Here is a 16,146-nt window from a genome sequence, read left to right on the forward strand (position 1 = left end):
AGTACTCCATGGCTCGAATGACCGCTGCCCGCGCGGCAGTCGAAATCCTCAAGCGCGAGGGCGTCACCGACGCGTTCGGTGTCCCCGGCGCGGCGATCAACCCCTTCTACGCGGCGCTCAAGGCATCCGGCGGCATCACCCACACCCTCGCCCGCCATGTCGAGGGCGCCTCGCACATGGCCGAGGGCTACACCCGCACCCGACCGGGCAACATCGGGGTCTGCGTCGGGACCTCCGGTCCGGCCGGCACCGACATGATCACCGGCCTGTACTCCGCGACCGGCGACTCCATTCCGATCCTGTGCGTCACCGGCCAGGCCCCGACCGCGGTGCTCCACAAGGAGGACTTCCAGGCCGTCGACATCGCCGCCATCGCGAGGCCGGTCACCAAGATGGCGGTGACCGTCCTGGAGGCCGCGCAGGTCCCCGGCGTCTTCCAGCAGGCCTTCCACCTCATGCGCTCCGGCCGGCCGGGCCCGGTCCTCATCGACCTGCCGATCGACGTGCAGCGGACGGAGATCGAGTTCGACCCCGGGACGTACGAGCCGCTCCCCGTCCACAAGCCCGCCGCGAGTCGCGCCCAGATCGAGAAGGCGCTCGGCATGCTGAACGCCGCCGAGCGCCCCCTGATCGTCGCGGGCGGCGGCATCCTCAATGCCGACGCCGCCGAACTCCTCGTCCAGTTCGCCGAGTTGACCGGTACGCCGGTCGTGCCGACCCTGATGGGCTGGGGCGTCCTGCCCGACGACCACGAACTGAACGCCGGTATGGTCGGCCTGCAGACCTCGCACCGCTACGGCAACGCGACCTTCCTGGAGTCCGACTTCGTCCTCGGCATCGGCAACCGCTGGGCCAACCGCCACACCGGCAGGCTCGACGTCTACACGGCCGGCCGGACCTTCGTCCACGTCGACGTCGACCCCACCCAGATCGGCCGGATCTTCGCCCCCGACTACGGCATCGCCTCCGACGCGCGCGCCGCGCTGGAGCTGTTCGTCGAGGTCGCGAAGGAACTCAGGGCCGAGGGAGGGCTGCCCGACCGTTCCGCCTGGGCGGCCGCGGCACAGGAGAAGCGGGCCACGCTCCAGCGCCGTACGCACTTCGACGACGTCCCGATCAAGCCGCAGCGCGTCTACGAGGAGATGAACCGGGCCTTCGGCCCGGAGACGCGGTACGTCTCGACGATCGGCCTCTCGCAGATCGCCGGCGCCCAGATGCTGCACGTCCACCGGCCCCGGCACTGGATCAACTGCGGTCAGGCCGGCCCCCTCGGCTGGACCGTCCCGGCGGCGCTGGGCGTGGCCAAGGCCGACCCCGGAGCGCAGGTCGTCGCCCTGTCCGGCGACTACGACTTCCAGTTCATGCTCGAAGAGCTGGCCGTCGGGGCGCAGCACAAGATCCCCTACGTCCATGTCCTGGTCAACAACTCCTACTTGGGCCTCATCCGCCAGGCACAGCGGGCGTTCGACATCGACTTCCAGGTCAACCTGGAGTTCGAGAACGTCAACGCGCCCGAACTGGGCGTCTACGGCGTCGACCACGTACGGGTCGCCGAGGGACTCGGCTGCAAGGCGATCCGGGTGACCGAACCCGACGGACTGGGACCGGCACTGGAGGAGGCCAAGAAGCTCGCCGCGGAATTCAGGGTCCCGGTGGTCGTCGAGGCGATCCTGGAGCGCGTCACCGACATCTCCATGTCGACCACCAACGACATAAGCGACGTCGTCGAGTTCGAGGAAATCGCGACGGAGCCGTGGCACGCCCCGACGTCGATCAGGACGCTGAAGGTCTGACAGGTGTCGTACGGCGTCGGCGGACGTCGGTGTTGTCGCTGTCGCTGTCGCTGCCGTCGCCCGGGACTTCCCCTGAGCGGGGCCCGCCGCCCCCGTGTCGGCGGGTCCCGCGTACGAGGTGTGTGCCCGTCGGCGGGGGTGCTCGAAGCGTCCGAAGCCCGGTTCAGAGCTTGATTTGAGGGTGCCGTAGGCGGGCTACGGCCGCTGCCGTAGAACCGGTGTACCGGGAACGGCTGTACGCCCCCGCTCAGGCCTCGTGGTGCTCCGACAGGCCCGGCCAGTCGTCGGGGCCGCCGCCCTGCCACTCGATGAGGTCGGCCTCCTCGACATCGGTGACATAGAGGTCCGCCAGCCGCAGGATCTCGCCGACGTCGTCGACGTGCGAGGCGACGCCCAGCGTCTCGTCGCCCGAGGTGACCCGCCGCGAGCCGTCCAGGGCCGGCGCATGGACCACGATGTGCGGTTGCTCCGTGGGAGGTGCCATGCTCCCAGGCTCCTGCCCGCCGGGCGGATCCGCACCCCGGACGCCGGGAGGCGTGGCCGTCCGGCGGCGCGAGACCGGGCGCGACGGTGTGTTCGCGCCGCCGGACGGGGTCGGTGGGTCGGGCTCGGGACCGCGGCGGGTGCGACGGCGCCGGGCGCCCCTCCGCTCAGGTCGAAGGAGGTGTCCCGGCGGCCTTCACCACCGCACCGGCGCGCACGCCGCCGCGGCGCCCTCGCCCGCCCGCGGGGAAGACCCCGCGGGCCGCGCGTACGGCCTCACCCCCGTCGGCGGCCGTACGCGGGTCAGACCTCAGACCTGGGCACCGGACAGCCGCTCCACCGCGCGCAGCAGCGCGGAGTGGTCCAGGCCGCCGTCGCCCTGCGCGCGCAGGCTCGCGACCAGTTGGGCGACCACCGCGCCGACGGGCAGGGCCGCCCCGACGGTGCGGGCGGCGTCGGTGACGATGCCCATGTCCTTGTGGTGCAGGTCGATGCGGAAGCCGGGCGTGAAGTCACGGGCGAGGAGGTTGTCCTTCTTGCGGGTCAGTACGGTGGAGCCCGCGAGACCGCCGTTCAGGACGTCCAGCGCGGCCGTCAGGTCCACGCCGGACTTCTCCAGGAAGACCACGGCCTCGGCGCACGCCTGGATGTTGACGGCGACGATCAGCTGGTTGGCGGCCTTCACGGTCTGACCGGAACCGTGCGGTCCGCACCGCACGACCGTCCTGCCGAGTACGTCGAAGAGCGGCTTCGCCCGGTCGAAGTCGGCCTGTTCACCGCCGACCATGATGGACAGCACCGCCTCGACGGCGCCCGCCTCGCCGCCGGACACCGGGGCGTCGAGCACCCGGATGTCCTTGCCCCTCGCGGCGGCGGCCAGGTCGACCGAGGTCTGCGGGGTGATCGAGGACATGTCGATCAGCAGGGCACCGGGCCGGGCGTTCTCCAGGATGCCGTCGGGTCCGTAGGCGACAGCCTCCACCTGGGGGGACGCGGGCACCATGGTGATGATCACGTCCGCGTCGCGGACCGCCTCGGCGACGGAGGAGGCGGCGGTGCCGCCCGCGGCGGCCAACCGGTCCAGCTTCTCCTGCTCCAGGGTGTGGCCGGTGACGTCGTAGCCCGCCTTGATCAGGTTCTCGGACATGGGGGAGCCCATGATGCCGAGGCCGATCCAGGAAACCTTGGGAAGGTCGGTGCTCATGCGGGGGCCTCTCTTTCGCTCTGCGGTGTCTGCGGGCGTCCACTGCTCAGCGGGGCTACCCGCCGCTCAGCGGGGAGCGCGGGCCTCGGCCGGCAGCCAGTCGAAGGCCTCGGCGCTCGGCCGGTCGCCGGGTTTGTACTCCAGGCCGACCCAGCCCGCGTAGCCCGCCTTCCGCAGCCGTCCGAGGAGGTCCGCCAGCGGGAGCGAGCCGGTGCCGGGGGCACCACGGCCGGGGCTGTCGGCGATCTGCACATGACCGGTCCGCGCGGCATACCGCTCGATCACCGCGGGCAGGTCCTCACCGTTCATGGACAGGTGGTACAGGTCCATCAGGAACCGGGCGTTGCCCAGCCCCGTGGCCGCGTTCACCGCGTCGACGACCTGCACCGCCGCCGCCGCCGACACCAGCGGGTACCGCGGCGACTCGGGCCGGTTCAGCGCCTCGATCAGCAGGATCGCGCCGATCCGGTGGGCCGCGCGGGCGGCGAGGGCGAGGTTCTCCAGGGCGAGCGCGTCCTGTTCGGCGGGATCCACGCCGTCGACGCGGTTGCCGTACAGCGCGTTGAGGGCCGTGCAGCCGAGGGACTCGGCGAAGCCCGCGGCGACCTCGACGTTGGTACGGAACCGCTCCGACTCCTCGCCCGGGATCGACAGGGCGCCGCGGTCCGGGCCGGGCAGCTGCCCGGCGTAGAGGTTCAGGCCCGTGAGCCGGACACCCGCGTCCTCGATCGCCTTCCGCAGACCGTCCAGTTCGGACCGCTCGGGTGCGGGCGAGTCGACCCAGGGCCACCACAGCTCGACCGCGGTGAAGCCGGCCGCGGCGGCGGCCGCGGGGCGCTCCAGGAGCGGGAGTTCGGTGAAGAGGATCGACAGGTTGACGTCGAAGCGCTGCGCTGTGGCTGTACTCCACTCGACACCTGGCATCGGGGTCGCGCTCCTTTCCGTATAGTGGAAACCGTTTTCTGCTCAATGAAAGATTGCCGGTGGATCTGGAGGGCTGTCAAGAGGGGGCGCGCGGCCCTGATCCAGGCCACCCCCCAACGGCGGGGCGGTTCAAGCGGTGTTCAGCCTGCCGGCGCAGCCTCGAGTACCGTGGGTTCGGTCTGGCCCTGACCTCCTCGCTCGTCGACGCCGGCTTCCAGCAGGGCTCGGATCAGCACCGCCGGGATGCCGCACAGCCCGAAGCCGCCCACCGCGGGGGTGCTGCCGGAGTGGATGTCGGCGACCGCGGCCACGACCTTGTCCATCACGCCACCCCCGCGGCCGGAGCGAGACGTTCCCGCAGTGCCTGGGGGACCGGTGCCGGTCGGGCCGATGACGGCCCAGGTGCAGGTGATCGAGCTGTTCCCGACGTGCTCGACCTCGCGGCCGACGGTGCACTCGTCACCGGCCTTGTGACGGCAGGGGCCCCAGATCTGCTGGGCGCCCTCACGCAGCATGTGGCCGGTGCCGTACCTGACCGAGGCTCGTCGCGCCGGCACTCTGCCGATCCTGGGCACTGCCCGTGCACCGTTCGTGTGAAAGGGGGCGGCGGCTCGCGCGTCGGAGCGCCAAGAGGAGGACCTCACCGTTGGATGGGCCACTGTTGTGAAACGGAGCGATACGAGATCGCAGGTCCGAGTCCGAGGATGTACCGGAGGTGTCGCGTGACCGGCCTTCAGCTGTCGGTCGTCGTGCCCTGCTTCAACGAGGCCGAGGGCATCGGGTCTTTCCACGCGGCTCTGATCGCCGTCCTGGAAGGGCTCGGAGAAACCTTCGAGATCTGTTACGTGGACGACGGCAGTCTCGACCGCACCCGGCTGCTGCTCAACGCCTTCGCCGCGCAGGACGAGCGGATCCACTACACGGCGTTCAGCCGGAACTTCGGCAAGGAGGCCGCCATGCTCGCCGGTCTCCGCATGGCGCGGGGCGCCGCTGTGGTGATCATGGACGCCGACCTCCAGCACCCGCCCGGGCTCATCCCCCGCATGCTCGAACTGCACCGGCACGGATACGACCAGGTCATCCCGCGTCGCGACCGCTCGGGCGAGGGCGTGGTCCGCAGCATACTCAGCCACGCCTACTACGCGGTCGTGCGCCGGTGCGTGGACGTGGAGCTCCTCGACGGATCGGGTGACTTCCGGCTGCTGTCCCGGCGGGCGGTGGAGAGCGTCCTGTCCCTGCCGGAGAGCAACCGCTTCTCGAAGGGGATCTTCTCCTGGATCGGCTTCGACACGGTCAGCTTCCGCTACCGGAACAGCGAACGCGTCGCCGGCCGGTCGAAATGGGGGAGCAGGCGGCTGTTGAACTACGGCATCGACGGGCTCCTCTCCTTCAACAACCGTCCGCTCCGCCTGGCCATCTACACAGGACTCTGGGTCTTCCTGTCGGCACTGGCCTACGCGGTGTGGACCGTCGTGACCGTCGTGCTGCACGGCGCCGACACGCCGGGCTACGCCACCCTGCTCACCGCGGTGGTGGCCCTCAGCGGTATCCAACTGGTCACCCTCGGGGTCATCGGCGAATACGTGGGGCGCATCTATCACGAGGCGAAGCGCCGTCCGCTGTACGTGGTGCGGGAGACCGACGAGAACTGTCCGGTGCTGCCGAACCGCCCTCCGCATCCGGTCACATCGGAACTGATCGAGCTTGTCTCCCCCCGGATCGGGTTTGTCTCCGCCCGGGTCCGCACCGCGCACCAGTTCGGCAGTTTCGTCCTGGTGGGGTGTGTGAACACAGCCGTCTATCTCGGTGTCTACGCCGTCCTGAACCCATGGGTTTTCTACCTGGTCGCCCATGGCTTCGGATATGCGGTCAGCATCGTGTGCTCGTTCCTGCTCAACTCGTACGTCACCTGCCGGACGAGGCCGACGTGGCACGCGTTCGTGCGCTATCCCGTGTCGAGCCTCGCCAATCTCGTGGCATCGGGAGCGCTGCTCTACGGGGCGGTCAGCGGTCTCGGCATGGACAAGAACCTGGCTGCCCTCGTCGCCGGTGTCCTCGTCACCCCCGTCTCCTTCCTGCTGGCCCGGTGGGCGATCATGTCGGGCCGCCGCGAAGCCTCCGCTCCGGCCGGGGCGATCGCCCGGCCGCCGGAACGGCCGGTGGGCAAGCCGGTCGCCGACCGCCCTCTCCAGTCCTCCGTGGACCGGTGAGCACGGATGTCCGACAGCGCACCGGAATCCGCGGCCCCGGACCGGCCGGACGCCACGCGGCAGCACGACCCGCACGACCCGCACGACCCGCGGGGCATGCCGGGACGGCCGGAGCACGGCTCCCGGCCGCGCGCGCGGACCTCGCTCTGGGTGACCGCCCTCTCCCTCCCGCCCCTCGCCCTGCTCGCCGCGGCCGCGTGGTTCGGGCGGTCGGTCCGGCCGGGCGCGGACGACTGGTGCTTCCTGCCGGCAGTGCGGGACGACGGCATCACGGGCCTCATCAGCCGGTTCTACTTCGACGACAACGGGCGGGTCGCCAACGCGGTGCTGGTCGGTGCCTACGCGAAGTTCCAGGTCGCGGGCCACCAATGGTTCGGTCTGGTCAGCGGCGTGCTGACGCTCGCAGTGCTGTGGGCGGTGACGGTCCTCGCGCTGCGGCGGGCCGGGATCGCAGTGCCGCGCGGGCTGCCGCTGCTGGTCGCGGCCATGGCGACCGCCCTCTTCCTGTTCGTCACACCCAACACGTACAAGACGTTCTACTGGCCCGCAGCGTCGGTCTCGCACACGATGCCGCCGGTGGTGGCCTGCGCCGCGCTGCTCCCGTTCCTGATGGGGCGCTCGCGCCGGGGCAGGGGCGCGGCCCTCGCCGTCGCCCTGTTCGCCGGTCCGGCCATCGGTACTCTGTCGGAGGAGACCGCGATCGTCGTGACGGTGCTGCTGGTCACCGTCCTCCTTCTCAGCGGCCGTGCCGCCGCCGGTCCCTCCCGGCACTTCCTCCGCCTCTGGTGCGCAACGGGCATCGCCGGGATCGCGGCTGGGGTTCTTGTCCTGATCACCTCACCCGGCTCGAACGCCCGGCGGGACCGGTTCGGTGCGGGGACGACGTCCTTGGTCGCGCCGGAGTCGCTCGCCGCCTCGCTGCGCGGGTTCGCGGAGATCGCCCACACCGTCGTCACCACCTGGCAGTACGTCGGGGCGGTCGCGGTGGGAGTGCTCCTGGGCCTGTTGTGCCGACGCCCGGACGGGAGCCCGCCAGGCCCGCCCACCCACTGGCCTGTGACGGCCTGTGCCGGAGTGGCGGCGCTCCTCGTGTCCGGCTACCTCTGCACGGTCATCACCTACCCGGTCTTCCGGGATCGGGTAAGTGATCCCAGTGCCAACCGGCTCTGGAACGACTACCTCTTGGTGTACGTGGCCCTGCTCGTCGGAGCCGGGGCGCTGCTGAGCATGGCGGCCCGGCAGCGTGCGCGGCAGACCGGCCCCCTGCAGGCCGCGTGCGCGGTGCTCTGCGTCCTGGTCTGCTTCGGCCCGGCGGTCTCCCTGCTCGACCTCGACGCGAACATGCGCGCGCGGGCGGAGAAGTGGGATGCCCAGGACCGGCGGCTGCGCGCGGGTGCGAGTTCCGGTGCCAGGGTTCTCCCGTACGAGCGACTCGTGGTCAGCCAGATGCTGGAGCCGTTCAGTCGGCAGGGACGCTCCTACTGGCCCGGAGGGTGCGTCGCCGACTACTACCGGATCGATCGCGTCACCGACGCCACCCGGCCCCCGCGCCACACCGGTCCGTCCGACGCGCAACCTGGCTGAGCGCGCCCCTTCTTCCTTCACCGCTGACGCACAGGCATCGACGGTCAGGACGCGGTTGACGTGGGCGAGGCACTCCTCGATCACCTCCAGCGGCGAGTGGGAGAAGACGCTGTGCGCGTGCACGACGTCGAAGTGGTCGCCGGGCAGGAAGTCCAGGGTGAGGTCGCCGGTGAGCGTCAGGTGCGGCAGCTTTTCCTGGAGCCCGGGTTCGACGAGGGTTTTCTCGGCGGCGATCAGGATGTCCGGCGAGATGTCGATGCCGTACAGGTCGTCGAAGCCAAGGACGTGGCGCGGGTGGCAGGGCATCGAGGATCTGCTGCTGCCCGGCCGCCCCTGTCACGCCTCGACGAAGACGGTGCTCAGTCACTGTCCGGTGTGACCGGTGCGTCCGTCGGGGGGATCGTCCCGCTGCTCCGGCCCTGCGTGCGGAGGGCTGACGGGCCCCGGATTCCTGGCAGCCGTGTCTGGTCCTGGGGCCGCCTTCTCCTCCTGGACGGCGGGAGCCGGACGGGGTGGAGCGGGTCGCAGCAGGCTGAGGGCGACGGAGGCGGCCAGGACGACCACGATGACCGCGAGGCTGATCGGTGAGGGGATCTCCGGAATGCTCGGACTGATCAACTTGTGGGACGCCTGGAGAATCAGCTTGACGCCGATGAAGGCCAGGATGACCGCGAGCCCCATGTGCAGGTAGTGGAAGCGGTCCAGCAGGTCCGCGAGCAGGAAGTACAGTGCGCGCAGGCCCAGGATGGCGAACGCGTTGCTGGTGTAGACGATGAAGGCGTCGTCGCTGACGGCGAGGACGGCGGGAACGCTGTCGACGGCGAAGATCAGGTCGGCCGCCTCGATCGCGGCGACCACCGCGAGGAGTGGGGTGGCCACGCGTTTGCCGGCCTCCTTGACGAAGAACCTTGCGCCGGCGTACTCGTCCCGCACCGGGATGACCTTGCGGAGCATCCGCAGGGCGAGGCTCTTGCCGGGGTCGAAGCTGTCCTCCTCGTCCTTGAGGAGCTTGTAGGTGCTGTAGAAGAGAACCGCGGCGAAGGCGAACAGCACCGCGGTGAAGCGACTGACCACGGCGACACCGAGGGAGAGGAAGATCCCGCGGAAGACCAGGGCGCCCATCACGCCGAAGAACAGGACCCGGTGCTGGTAGGCACGGGGCACCTTGAAGTAGGCGAAGATCACCGCGAAGACGAACAGGTTGTCCACCGACAGGCTCTTCTCCAGCAACCACGCGGTGGTGTACTCGGTGCCGGCCGTCGTGCCGAGGACGAGGAAGACGACAGCGGCGAAGACCAGAGCGAGACCCACCCACACGGCGCTCCAGGCGGCGGCCTCCTTGACGCCGATGACGTGCGCGGTGCGATGAGCCAGCAGGTCCACCGTCAGCGACACCACCACGGTCGCGGCGAACGCTCCCCACAACCAGAGCGGGACCTCGAGCACGTCGGTCACCCTCTTCGCGGCCCGCGCCGATACGCAGACCCTCATACAGGAGTTTCCGGCATTCCGTCGCACCGGGCGACTCGCGCGCCGGAAGCGAACCGGGCGCTCGTACGTCGAGCACCGCTGACGCAGCACTCGGCCCCGCCGAGCCGAAGCCTGGCAGGGCCGAGAAGGGCCGGCCTCCGAATCGACCAACAGCGTCCGGTGGCGTCGAGGGGGTCGTGCAGGCCGCTGGTGGTGAAGGTGAGACTGCGTGCGGCGGGTGCGGTGCCCGGTGGGAGGAGGGCGAGGGGTGGAAGGCCCGGGAGACGAGGCCGGCCGCCGAGGAGGGGCTTTCCTGGGCTTGCCCCGGCTGCTCGGATGTTCCACCTCGTCAGGGAGACGGTGCGGCTCCCGTCTCGCCACGTACTTTCATCACCGTCTTGTTGAGCGCCCACAGCCCGATTCCGATGGCCAGCAGCACGCCCGCCCTGATGTAGACGTCGGCGGGCCGGTCGGACAGCGGGCTGGCCAGGACCAGGGCGGTGATCGCGCCGAGCACCGGCAGGGCGGTCGGTGTGCGGAAGTGCTCGTGCTCGACGCGGTCGCGGCGCAGGACGAGGACCGCGATGTTGACGACGGCGAAGACACACAGGAGCAGGAAGGCCGTGGTGTCGCCGAGACCCGCGATCTCCCCGGTGGAGACCAGGCCGATGGCGAGGAGCGAGACGAAGACGATGCCGGCGACCGGGGTGCGGCGCCGGGGGAGGACACGGCCCATGCCGCGGGGCAGGACGCGTTCGTTGGCCATGCCGTAGCAGAGGCGGGACGCCATCATGATGTTGATCAGGGCCGAGTTGGTGACGGCGAACAGGGCGATCAGCGCGAACAGCTTGGGTGGGAAGTCGATGCCGCCGGCCTTGACGACCTCCAGCAGCGGGCCACTGGAGTCCTCCAGCACGCGGTAGTCGACGAGCAGCGAGGTGACCAGGGCGACCAGGACGTAGACGGTGCCGGTGACGGCGACGCCGGTGAAGATGGCGCGCGGGAACGTACGCACCGGGTCCTTGGTCTCCTCGGCCATGTTGACGGAGTCCTCGAAGCCCACGAAGGCGAAGAAGCCGAGGGCCGTCGCCCCCAGCACGCTGGTGATCAGTGCGTAACCGGTGCCCTCCGCCTGGAACTCGCCGAGCCGGGAGGGTTCGCCGTCACCGGTCAGGACCGCCCAGGCGCCGATCGTGAGGATGACGAGCAGGCCGGTCAGCTCGACCAGGGTGAGGACCACATTGGTCTTCACGGACTCCGACACGCCCCGCAGGTTCAGGGCCGCCAGGGCGAGGATGAACAGGATCGCGACGAGGGTGGGCGGGAGGAAGTCCGTGAACTCGGCGAGGTAGTCGCCGCTGAAGGCGCGGGCCGCCGCACTGGCGGAGGAAAGGCCCGAGCACATGACCATGAAGGCGATGATGAAGGTGAGGAACGGGACCTTGAACGCCTTCTGGGTGTAGAGCGCGGCGCCGGCCGCCTTCGGGTACTTGGTGACGAGTTCGACGTACGAGGCCGCGGTCAGGATGGCCACGACGAACCCGATGACGAACGGCAGCCACAGCGCCCCGCCGACCTTGCCGGCGACCTGACCGGTGGTGGCGTAGATGCCGGTACCGAGGATGTCGCCGATCACGAACAGGATCAGCAGCCGGGGGCCGATGGCACGCCGCAGCGGGGTGTCGTCCCCCCTCCCCGGTGAAACCGCGGCATCGCTTCCGGCTGTGGACACGAGGGCTCCCCCTGAGGCTTTCTGCTGTGAACAACGTCTTGCCTGCCCGGCAGGCCGGTGAGTGATTCCTCGGCGTACTGCAATCGGAGTCAGGACCGTGCCCACGGCTTCGGGTTCTGGCCCACATCGCGCCGGCGAGAGTTCAGCTCACGCCTTCGGGCGTCGTTGAGCTGGGCCCTTGAACCACCGTCCGGAGCTCCCGGATCCTGAAGTCCATCGCATCCCCTGGGCTGGGGTGTTGCGACGAGCACTGGAACGGAAGGCAGCAGGAGCCGGTCCTTCGTCATCGGCAGGCGTGCCGTGGCAGCCCGTGCAGCATGCACGGGTCCAGGCCGTGTCCGACGCTGCGGACGCCATGAATCCCAGTACGGCTCACACCGGGTCCCATGCCCCACGGCATGCCTACGCGTCCCTGCTGATCGCCGCAGGGGAGTCCGTTAAGGTCGTGCCGGAGCGACTGGGGCGCACCGGCGCTGCGATGACCCTGAACGTCTACGGCCACCTCTTCCCCGAGCCGGAGGAACGGATCAGGGTGGCGGTGGACCAGGCGTTCGGTGCCCTGACGGGAGAATGCGCCCCGAAGGGGCTCTCTCAGCCGGGGGACTGAGGGAACGAGCAGGTCGGAGACGATGTCATGGGGGCGCAGTGCGATTGAGAGTGGAGTTCACGACCGAGCCCTTCGACCTGGACGAGGCGCCCGCGCACGCGGTGGCGGCCCGGGAGGTCGTGGAGGCGGCCGAGCTGGACTCGGTGGACGTCGGGCCGTTCGGGAACACCGCGGAGGGTGGTGCGGACGCGGTGCTCACCGCCGTCGACGCCCTGCTGCGCCGGTCCCTGGAGGCGGGTGCCACCCGGATCTCGCTCCAGGTCAACGTGATCGCGGAGGGCGAGCAATGAGCGGCGCGGCGGACGAGTCGTTCATCGCGGCCGTCAAGCCACTCGTCGACGCCATGGGCGGGCGGCTGCTCCCGCCCGACGAGGCCGGTCCCGACGACGTCGTACTCGTCTGGGAGGGGGTCGACGCCGTCGCCGTGCGCCTGCCCCAGTTCGCCGACTCCCTCGACCACATCCTCGCCGCCCTGGAACGCCGGCAGGGCGGGCCCCTCGCCGATCTGGACCGCAGGGCCAAGCAGGAGATCGTACGGAGCCTGGAGGCGCGCGGTGCCTTCGCCGTACGGCACGGCGTGGAGACCGTGGCGAGCGCGCTCGGCGTCAGCCGGTTCACCGTCTACAACTACCTCAACCGCGAGAAGGGCTCCTGAGCCCTGACCAGGGCGTACGAACCGCTTCCGGTGCTGCGTGGCGTGGTGGCCGTCCGCCAGTTTTCAACAAACTGTTGACGTGACGGTCCGCGGCGGCGTTAGCTGTCGGCACGCCCGTTCAGCACCGAGGCCGCTCGCGGCCGGGGAGGCCACCGTGACGTCCACTGCCACGCCGCCGGGCCTGGCCCGCTTCAACGCGTTGGAGGAGCCGGCGGCCCTCGCCGCCCTCCATGAGGCGTGTGCCTCCACGGCGTGGGCCCGCAGACTGCTCGCCGACCGGCCCTACGCCACCGCCGACGACCTGTACGCCGCCTCCGACGCCGCCATGAGCGGGCTGAGCGCGGCGGACCTCCAGGAGGCGATGGCCGGGCACCCGCCGATCGGCAGGCCCGAGCCCGGCGACCCGGCCTCGGCGCGGGAGCAGAGCGGCATGACCGCCGCGACGGACCGGCTCAAGGCGGAGATGCTCGAACTGAACCTGGCCTATCAGGAGAGGTTCGGCCAGGTGTTCCTCATCTGCGCCACCGGCCGGACCGGCGAGCAGCTGCGCGACGCGCTGACCGAGCGCATGGGCAACACGCCGGAGCGGGAGCGCGAGATCGTCCGCACCGAACTGGGGAAGATCAACCGCATCCGTCTGGCCCGACTCGTCGACGAGGACTGAGGACTGACGCAGGGATGAGCACCGACACCACCGCCTCCGTGTCCACCGCCTCCGTGTCCACGCACATCCTGGACACCAGCGTCGGCCGCCCCGCCCGGGGCGTCGCCGTCCACCTCTTTGCCCGCTCCGGCCGTCAGGCGCCCTGGCAGGAGCTCGGCGGCTCCGCGACCGACGCGGACGGGCGGTGCAAGGACCTCCCGGCGCCGCCGGAGGGAACCACCCACGTACGGCTCGACTTCGCCGTGGAACCGTACTTCACCGACCGGCGGGCCGAGGCGCGGCAGGACGTCCCCGCGAACCGGGACGGCGGCGCCGGGGTGTTCTTCCCGGAGGTGGCGATCACGTTCGCCGTCGTACCGGGCGAGCACTACCACGTACCGCTGCTGCTCAACCCGTTCGGCTACTCCGTATACCGAGGGAGCTAGCGAGATGCCCGACACCTCCCGCCCCGCCCGCCCCGCGGTTTTGGGCCAGAACCAGTACGGCAAGGCCGAGAACCGGGTCGTCAGGATCACGCGGAACGGCGCCACCCACCACATCAAGGACCTGAACGTCTCCGTCGCCCTGTCCGGCGACATGGAGGAGGTCCACTACTCCGGCTCCAACGCCAACGTCCTGCCGACCGACACCACCAAGAACACCGTGTTCGCGTTCGCCAAGGAGCACGGCATCGAGTCCGCCGAGCAGTTCGGCATCCACCTCGCCCGGCACTTCGTCACCTCGCAGGAGCCCATCCACCGGGCCCGCATCCGCGTCGAGGAGTACGCCTGGGAACGGATCGTCACCTCCGACGCCCACGAGGGCGAGCACTCCTTCGTCCGCAAGGGCCAGGAGACGCGGCTGGCACAGGTCACCTACGACGGCGAGCGGTGGGAGATCGTCTCGGGTCTGAAGGACCTGACGGTGCTGAACTCCACAGACTCCGAGTTCTGGGGCTACGTCAAGGACGAGTACACGACGCTGAAGGAGACCCACGACCGTGTCCTCGCCACCTCGGTCGCCGCCCGCTGGCGGTTCAACTGGACCGACGACGAGCAGCCGACGCCCGACTGGGAGACGTCCTACGAGCGGACGAAGCAGCACATGCTCCAGGCCTTCGCCGAGACCTACTCCCTGTCCCTGCAGCAGACGATGTACCAGATGGGCGCGCGGATCATCGACCACCGCGACGAGATAGACGAGGTCCGCTTCTCCCTCCCCAACAGCCACCACTTCCAGGTGGACCTGGAACCCTTCGGCCTCGAGAACGGCAGCGAGGACGGCGCCGTCTACCTCGCCGCCGACCGCCCCTACGGTCTGATAGAGGCCACGATCCTGCGGAACGGCTGTGAGGCGCTGATACCGGCGGACCTCACCAACCTCTGAGGGAAGAAGGGACGAACGGACGCATCATGACACCGGACCAGCACACCGCCACCGAACGCGTCGCCACCGCACGTGTCGTCACCGAACGCGTCGTCATCGAGAACTGCGCGATCGCGACCGTCGACGCGCAGGACACCGAGTACGCCTCCGGACACCTCGTCCTCGCCGGCCACCGCATCGAGTCCCTCGGCGCGGGCAGGGCGCCCGACGGCCTGGAGAACGTCGTCCGCCGTATCGACGCCACCGGGCATCTGGCGACCCCCGGCCTGGTCAACACCCACCACCACTTCTACCAGTGGCTCACCCGGGGCCTGGCCACCGACCACAACCTGTTCGACTGGCTCGTCGCGCTCTACCCGACCTGGGCGCGCATCGACGAGCCGATGGTGGACGCGGCGGCCCGGGGGTCCCTCGCGATGATGGTCCGCGGCGGCGTCACCACCGCCATGGACCACCACTACGTCTTCCCGCGGGGCACCGGCGACCTGTCCGGCACCCTCATCCGCGCCGCCCGCGACATGGGGGTGCGCTTCACCCTCGCCCGCGGCTCCATGGACCTCGGTGAGAAGGACGGCGGACTGCCCCCGGACTTCGCCGTGGAGACCCTGGAGGACGCCCTCGCCGCGACCGAGGACACCGTCCGCCGGCACCACGACACCTCCTTCGGCGCCATGACCCAGGTCGCCGTCGCGCCCTGCTCACCGTTCTCCGTCTCCACCGAACTGATGCGGCGGTCAGCGGAGTCGGCCCGCGGACTCGGCGTACGTCTGCACACCCACGGCTCGGAGACGGTGGAGGAGGAGAAGTTCTGCCACGAACGGTTCGGCACGGGCCCGACCGACTACTTCGAGTCCACCGGCTGGCTCGGCGAGGACGTGTGGATGGCGCACTGCGTCCACATGAACGACTCCGACATCGCCGCCTTCGCCCGTACGGGCACGGGCGTCGCCCACTGCCCCTCCTCCAACGCCCGCCTCGCCGCGGGCATCGCGCGCGTCCCCGACCTGCTGGCAGCCGGCGTCCCGGTCGGCCTCGGCGTGGACGGCACGGCGTCCAACGAGTCCGGCGAACTGCACACCGAACTGCGCAACGCCCTGCTCGTGGGCCGCCTCGGCCCGCACCGCGAAGCGGCCCTGACGGCCCGTCAGGCGCTGCGTCTGGGCACCTACGGAGGCGCCCGAGTACTGGGTCGTGCCACCGAGATCGGCTCGCTGGAGCCGGGCAAGCTCGCCGACCTGGTGCTGTGGCGGATGGACACCCTCGCCCACTCCTCCATCGCCGACCCGGTGGCCGCGCTGGTCCTCGGCGCGGCGGCCCCGGTCACCGCGTCGTTCGTGAACGGCCGTCAGGTCGTGGAGGACGGCCGGCTCCGCACGGCCGACGAGGACGAGATCGCCCGCTCCACCCGCGCACAGGCCCGGCGACTGGCCCGGATCACCGCTCAAGCCTGAGCAC

The 16,146-nt window shown here is 70.4% G+C and carries 15 protein-coding genes and 2 pseudogenes; 10 read left to right on the forward strand and 7 right to left on the reverse strand.

The genetic code is table 11. The features are described from left to right. The first annotated feature begins 8 nt into the window (after positions 1-8). Positions 9-1,793, forward strand: coding sequence for a glyoxylate carboligase (gcl, locus tag ACVW19_RS27860; protein ID WP_457462751.1), 1,785 nt, complete (start codon positions 9-11; stop codon positions 1,791-1,793). 247 nt (positions 1,794-2,040) lie between these two features. Here gcl and ACVW19_RS27865 read toward each other — a convergent pair whose 3' ends face one another. The 4 genes and pseudogenes from ACVW19_RS27865 to ACVW19_RS27880 form a co-directional block, all read right to left on the reverse strand. Next, on the reverse strand, positions 2,041-2,277 hold the full coding sequence (locus tag ACVW19_RS27865; RefSeq protein WP_109378915.1) for a hypothetical protein: 237 nt from the start codon (positions 2,275-2,277) through the stop codon (positions 2,041-2,043). A gap of 309 nt (positions 2,278-2,586) precedes the next feature. After that, the gene (locus ACVW19_RS27870; RefSeq protein WP_457462753.1) at positions 2,587-3,480 is read right to left on the reverse strand and encodes a 2-hydroxy-3-oxopropionate reductase; all 894 of its coding nucleotides are present in this window, start codon (positions 3,478-3,480) and stop codon (positions 2,587-2,589) included. A 66-nt stretch (positions 3,481-3,546) separates the two neighbouring features. Continuing rightward, the gene (locus ACVW19_RS27875) at positions 3,547-4,404 is read right to left on the reverse strand and encodes a TIM barrel protein (protein ID WP_457462755.1); all 858 of its coding nucleotides are present in this window, start codon (positions 4,402-4,404) and stop codon (positions 3,547-3,549) included. Between the two features lie 200 nt (positions 4,405-4,604). Next, a pseudogene (locus tag ACVW19_RS27880) lies at positions 4,605-4,727 on the reverse strand (CoA-transferase); the annotation flags it as partial. A 399-nt stretch (positions 4,728-5,126) separates the two neighbouring features. Between ACVW19_RS27880 and ACVW19_RS27885 the strand changes: the two are divergent. Both ACVW19_RS27885 and ACVW19_RS27890 read left to right on the forward strand, forming a co-directional pair. Continuing rightward, the gene (locus ACVW19_RS27885) at positions 5,127-6,614 is read left to right on the forward strand and encodes a glycosyltransferase (RefSeq protein WP_457462756.1); all 1,488 of its coding nucleotides are present in this window, start codon (positions 5,127-5,129) and stop codon (positions 6,612-6,614) included. A 6-nt stretch (positions 6,615-6,620) separates the two neighbouring features. Continuing rightward, the gene (locus ACVW19_RS27890; RefSeq protein ID WP_457462758.1) at positions 6,621-8,198 is read left to right on the forward strand and encodes a DUF6056 family protein; all 1,578 of its coding nucleotides are present in this window, start codon (positions 6,621-6,623) and stop codon (positions 8,196-8,198) included. Positions 8,199-8,243: 45 nt separating this feature from the next. On the opposite strand, the pseudogene ACVW19_RS27895 reads toward ACVW19_RS27890, so the two are convergent. From ACVW19_RS27895 to ACVW19_RS27905, 3 genes and pseudogenes are all read right to left on the reverse strand, one after another. Further along, positions 8,244-8,462: pseudogene (locus tag ACVW19_RS27895) on the reverse strand (class I SAM-dependent methyltransferase); the annotation flags it as partial. Positions 8,463-8,561: 99 nt separating this feature from the next. After that, positions 8,562-9,644 (reverse strand): TerC family protein, encoded by a 1,083-nt coding sequence (locus tag ACVW19_RS27900; RefSeq protein WP_457462759.1) that lies wholly within the window; start codon positions 9,642-9,644, stop codon positions 8,562-8,564. Positions 9,645-10,017: 373 nt separating this feature from the next. Next, positions 10,018-11,400: an APC family permease gene (locus tag ACVW19_RS27905; protein WP_457462761.1), complete on the reverse strand. Its 1,383-nt coding sequence runs from the start codon at positions 11,398-11,400 to the stop codon at positions 10,018-10,020. A 445-nt stretch (positions 11,401-11,845) separates the two neighbouring features. Here ACVW19_RS27905 and ACVW19_RS27910 point away from each other — a divergent pair, with 445 nt between their 5' ends. From ACVW19_RS27910 to ACVW19_RS27940, 7 genes are all read left to right on the forward strand, one after another. Then, on the forward strand, positions 11,846-12,007 hold the full coding sequence (locus tag ACVW19_RS27910) for a hypothetical protein (protein ID WP_457462762.1): 162 nt from the start codon (positions 11,846-11,848) through the stop codon (positions 12,005-12,007). A gap of 38 nt (positions 12,008-12,045) precedes the next feature. Then, positions 12,046-12,297: a hypothetical protein gene (locus tag ACVW19_RS27915; RefSeq protein ID WP_457462764.1), complete on the forward strand. Its 252-nt coding sequence runs from the start codon at positions 12,046-12,048 to the stop codon at positions 12,295-12,297. After that, positions 12,294-12,662, forward strand: a complete 369-nt coding sequence (locus ACVW19_RS27920) for a helix-turn-helix domain-containing protein (RefSeq protein WP_457462766.1) — start codon at positions 12,294-12,296, stop codon at positions 12,660-12,662. Before ACVW19_RS27915 ends, ACVW19_RS27920 begins: the two co-directional genes overlap by 4 nt. A gap of 154 nt (positions 12,663-12,816) precedes the next feature. After that, positions 12,817-13,326, forward strand: a complete 510-nt coding sequence (gene uraD, locus ACVW19_RS27925; protein ID WP_457462768.1) for a 2-oxo-4-hydroxy-4-carboxy-5-ureidoimidazoline decarboxylase — start codon at positions 12,817-12,819, stop codon at positions 13,324-13,326. Between the two features lie 14 nt (positions 13,327-13,340). Continuing rightward, on the forward strand, positions 13,341-13,751 hold the full coding sequence (gene uraH, locus ACVW19_RS27930) for a hydroxyisourate hydrolase (RefSeq protein ID WP_457462770.1): 411 nt from the start codon (positions 13,341-13,343) through the stop codon (positions 13,749-13,751). Between the two features lie 4 nt (positions 13,752-13,755). Continuing rightward, the gene (gene pucL / locus ACVW19_RS27935) at positions 13,756-14,691 is read left to right on the forward strand and encodes a factor-independent urate hydroxylase (RefSeq protein WP_457462771.1); all 936 of its coding nucleotides are present in this window, start codon (positions 13,756-13,758) and stop codon (positions 14,689-14,691) included. A gap of 26 nt (positions 14,692-14,717) precedes the next feature. After that, the gene (locus tag ACVW19_RS27940) at positions 14,718-16,142 is read left to right on the forward strand and encodes an 8-oxoguanine deaminase (protein WP_457462772.1); all 1,425 of its coding nucleotides are present in this window, start codon (positions 14,718-14,720) and stop codon (positions 16,140-16,142) included. Positions 16,143-16,146 lie beyond the last annotated feature (4 nt).

It is taken from the genome of Streptomyces sp. TE5632 (genome assembly GCF_054061295.1).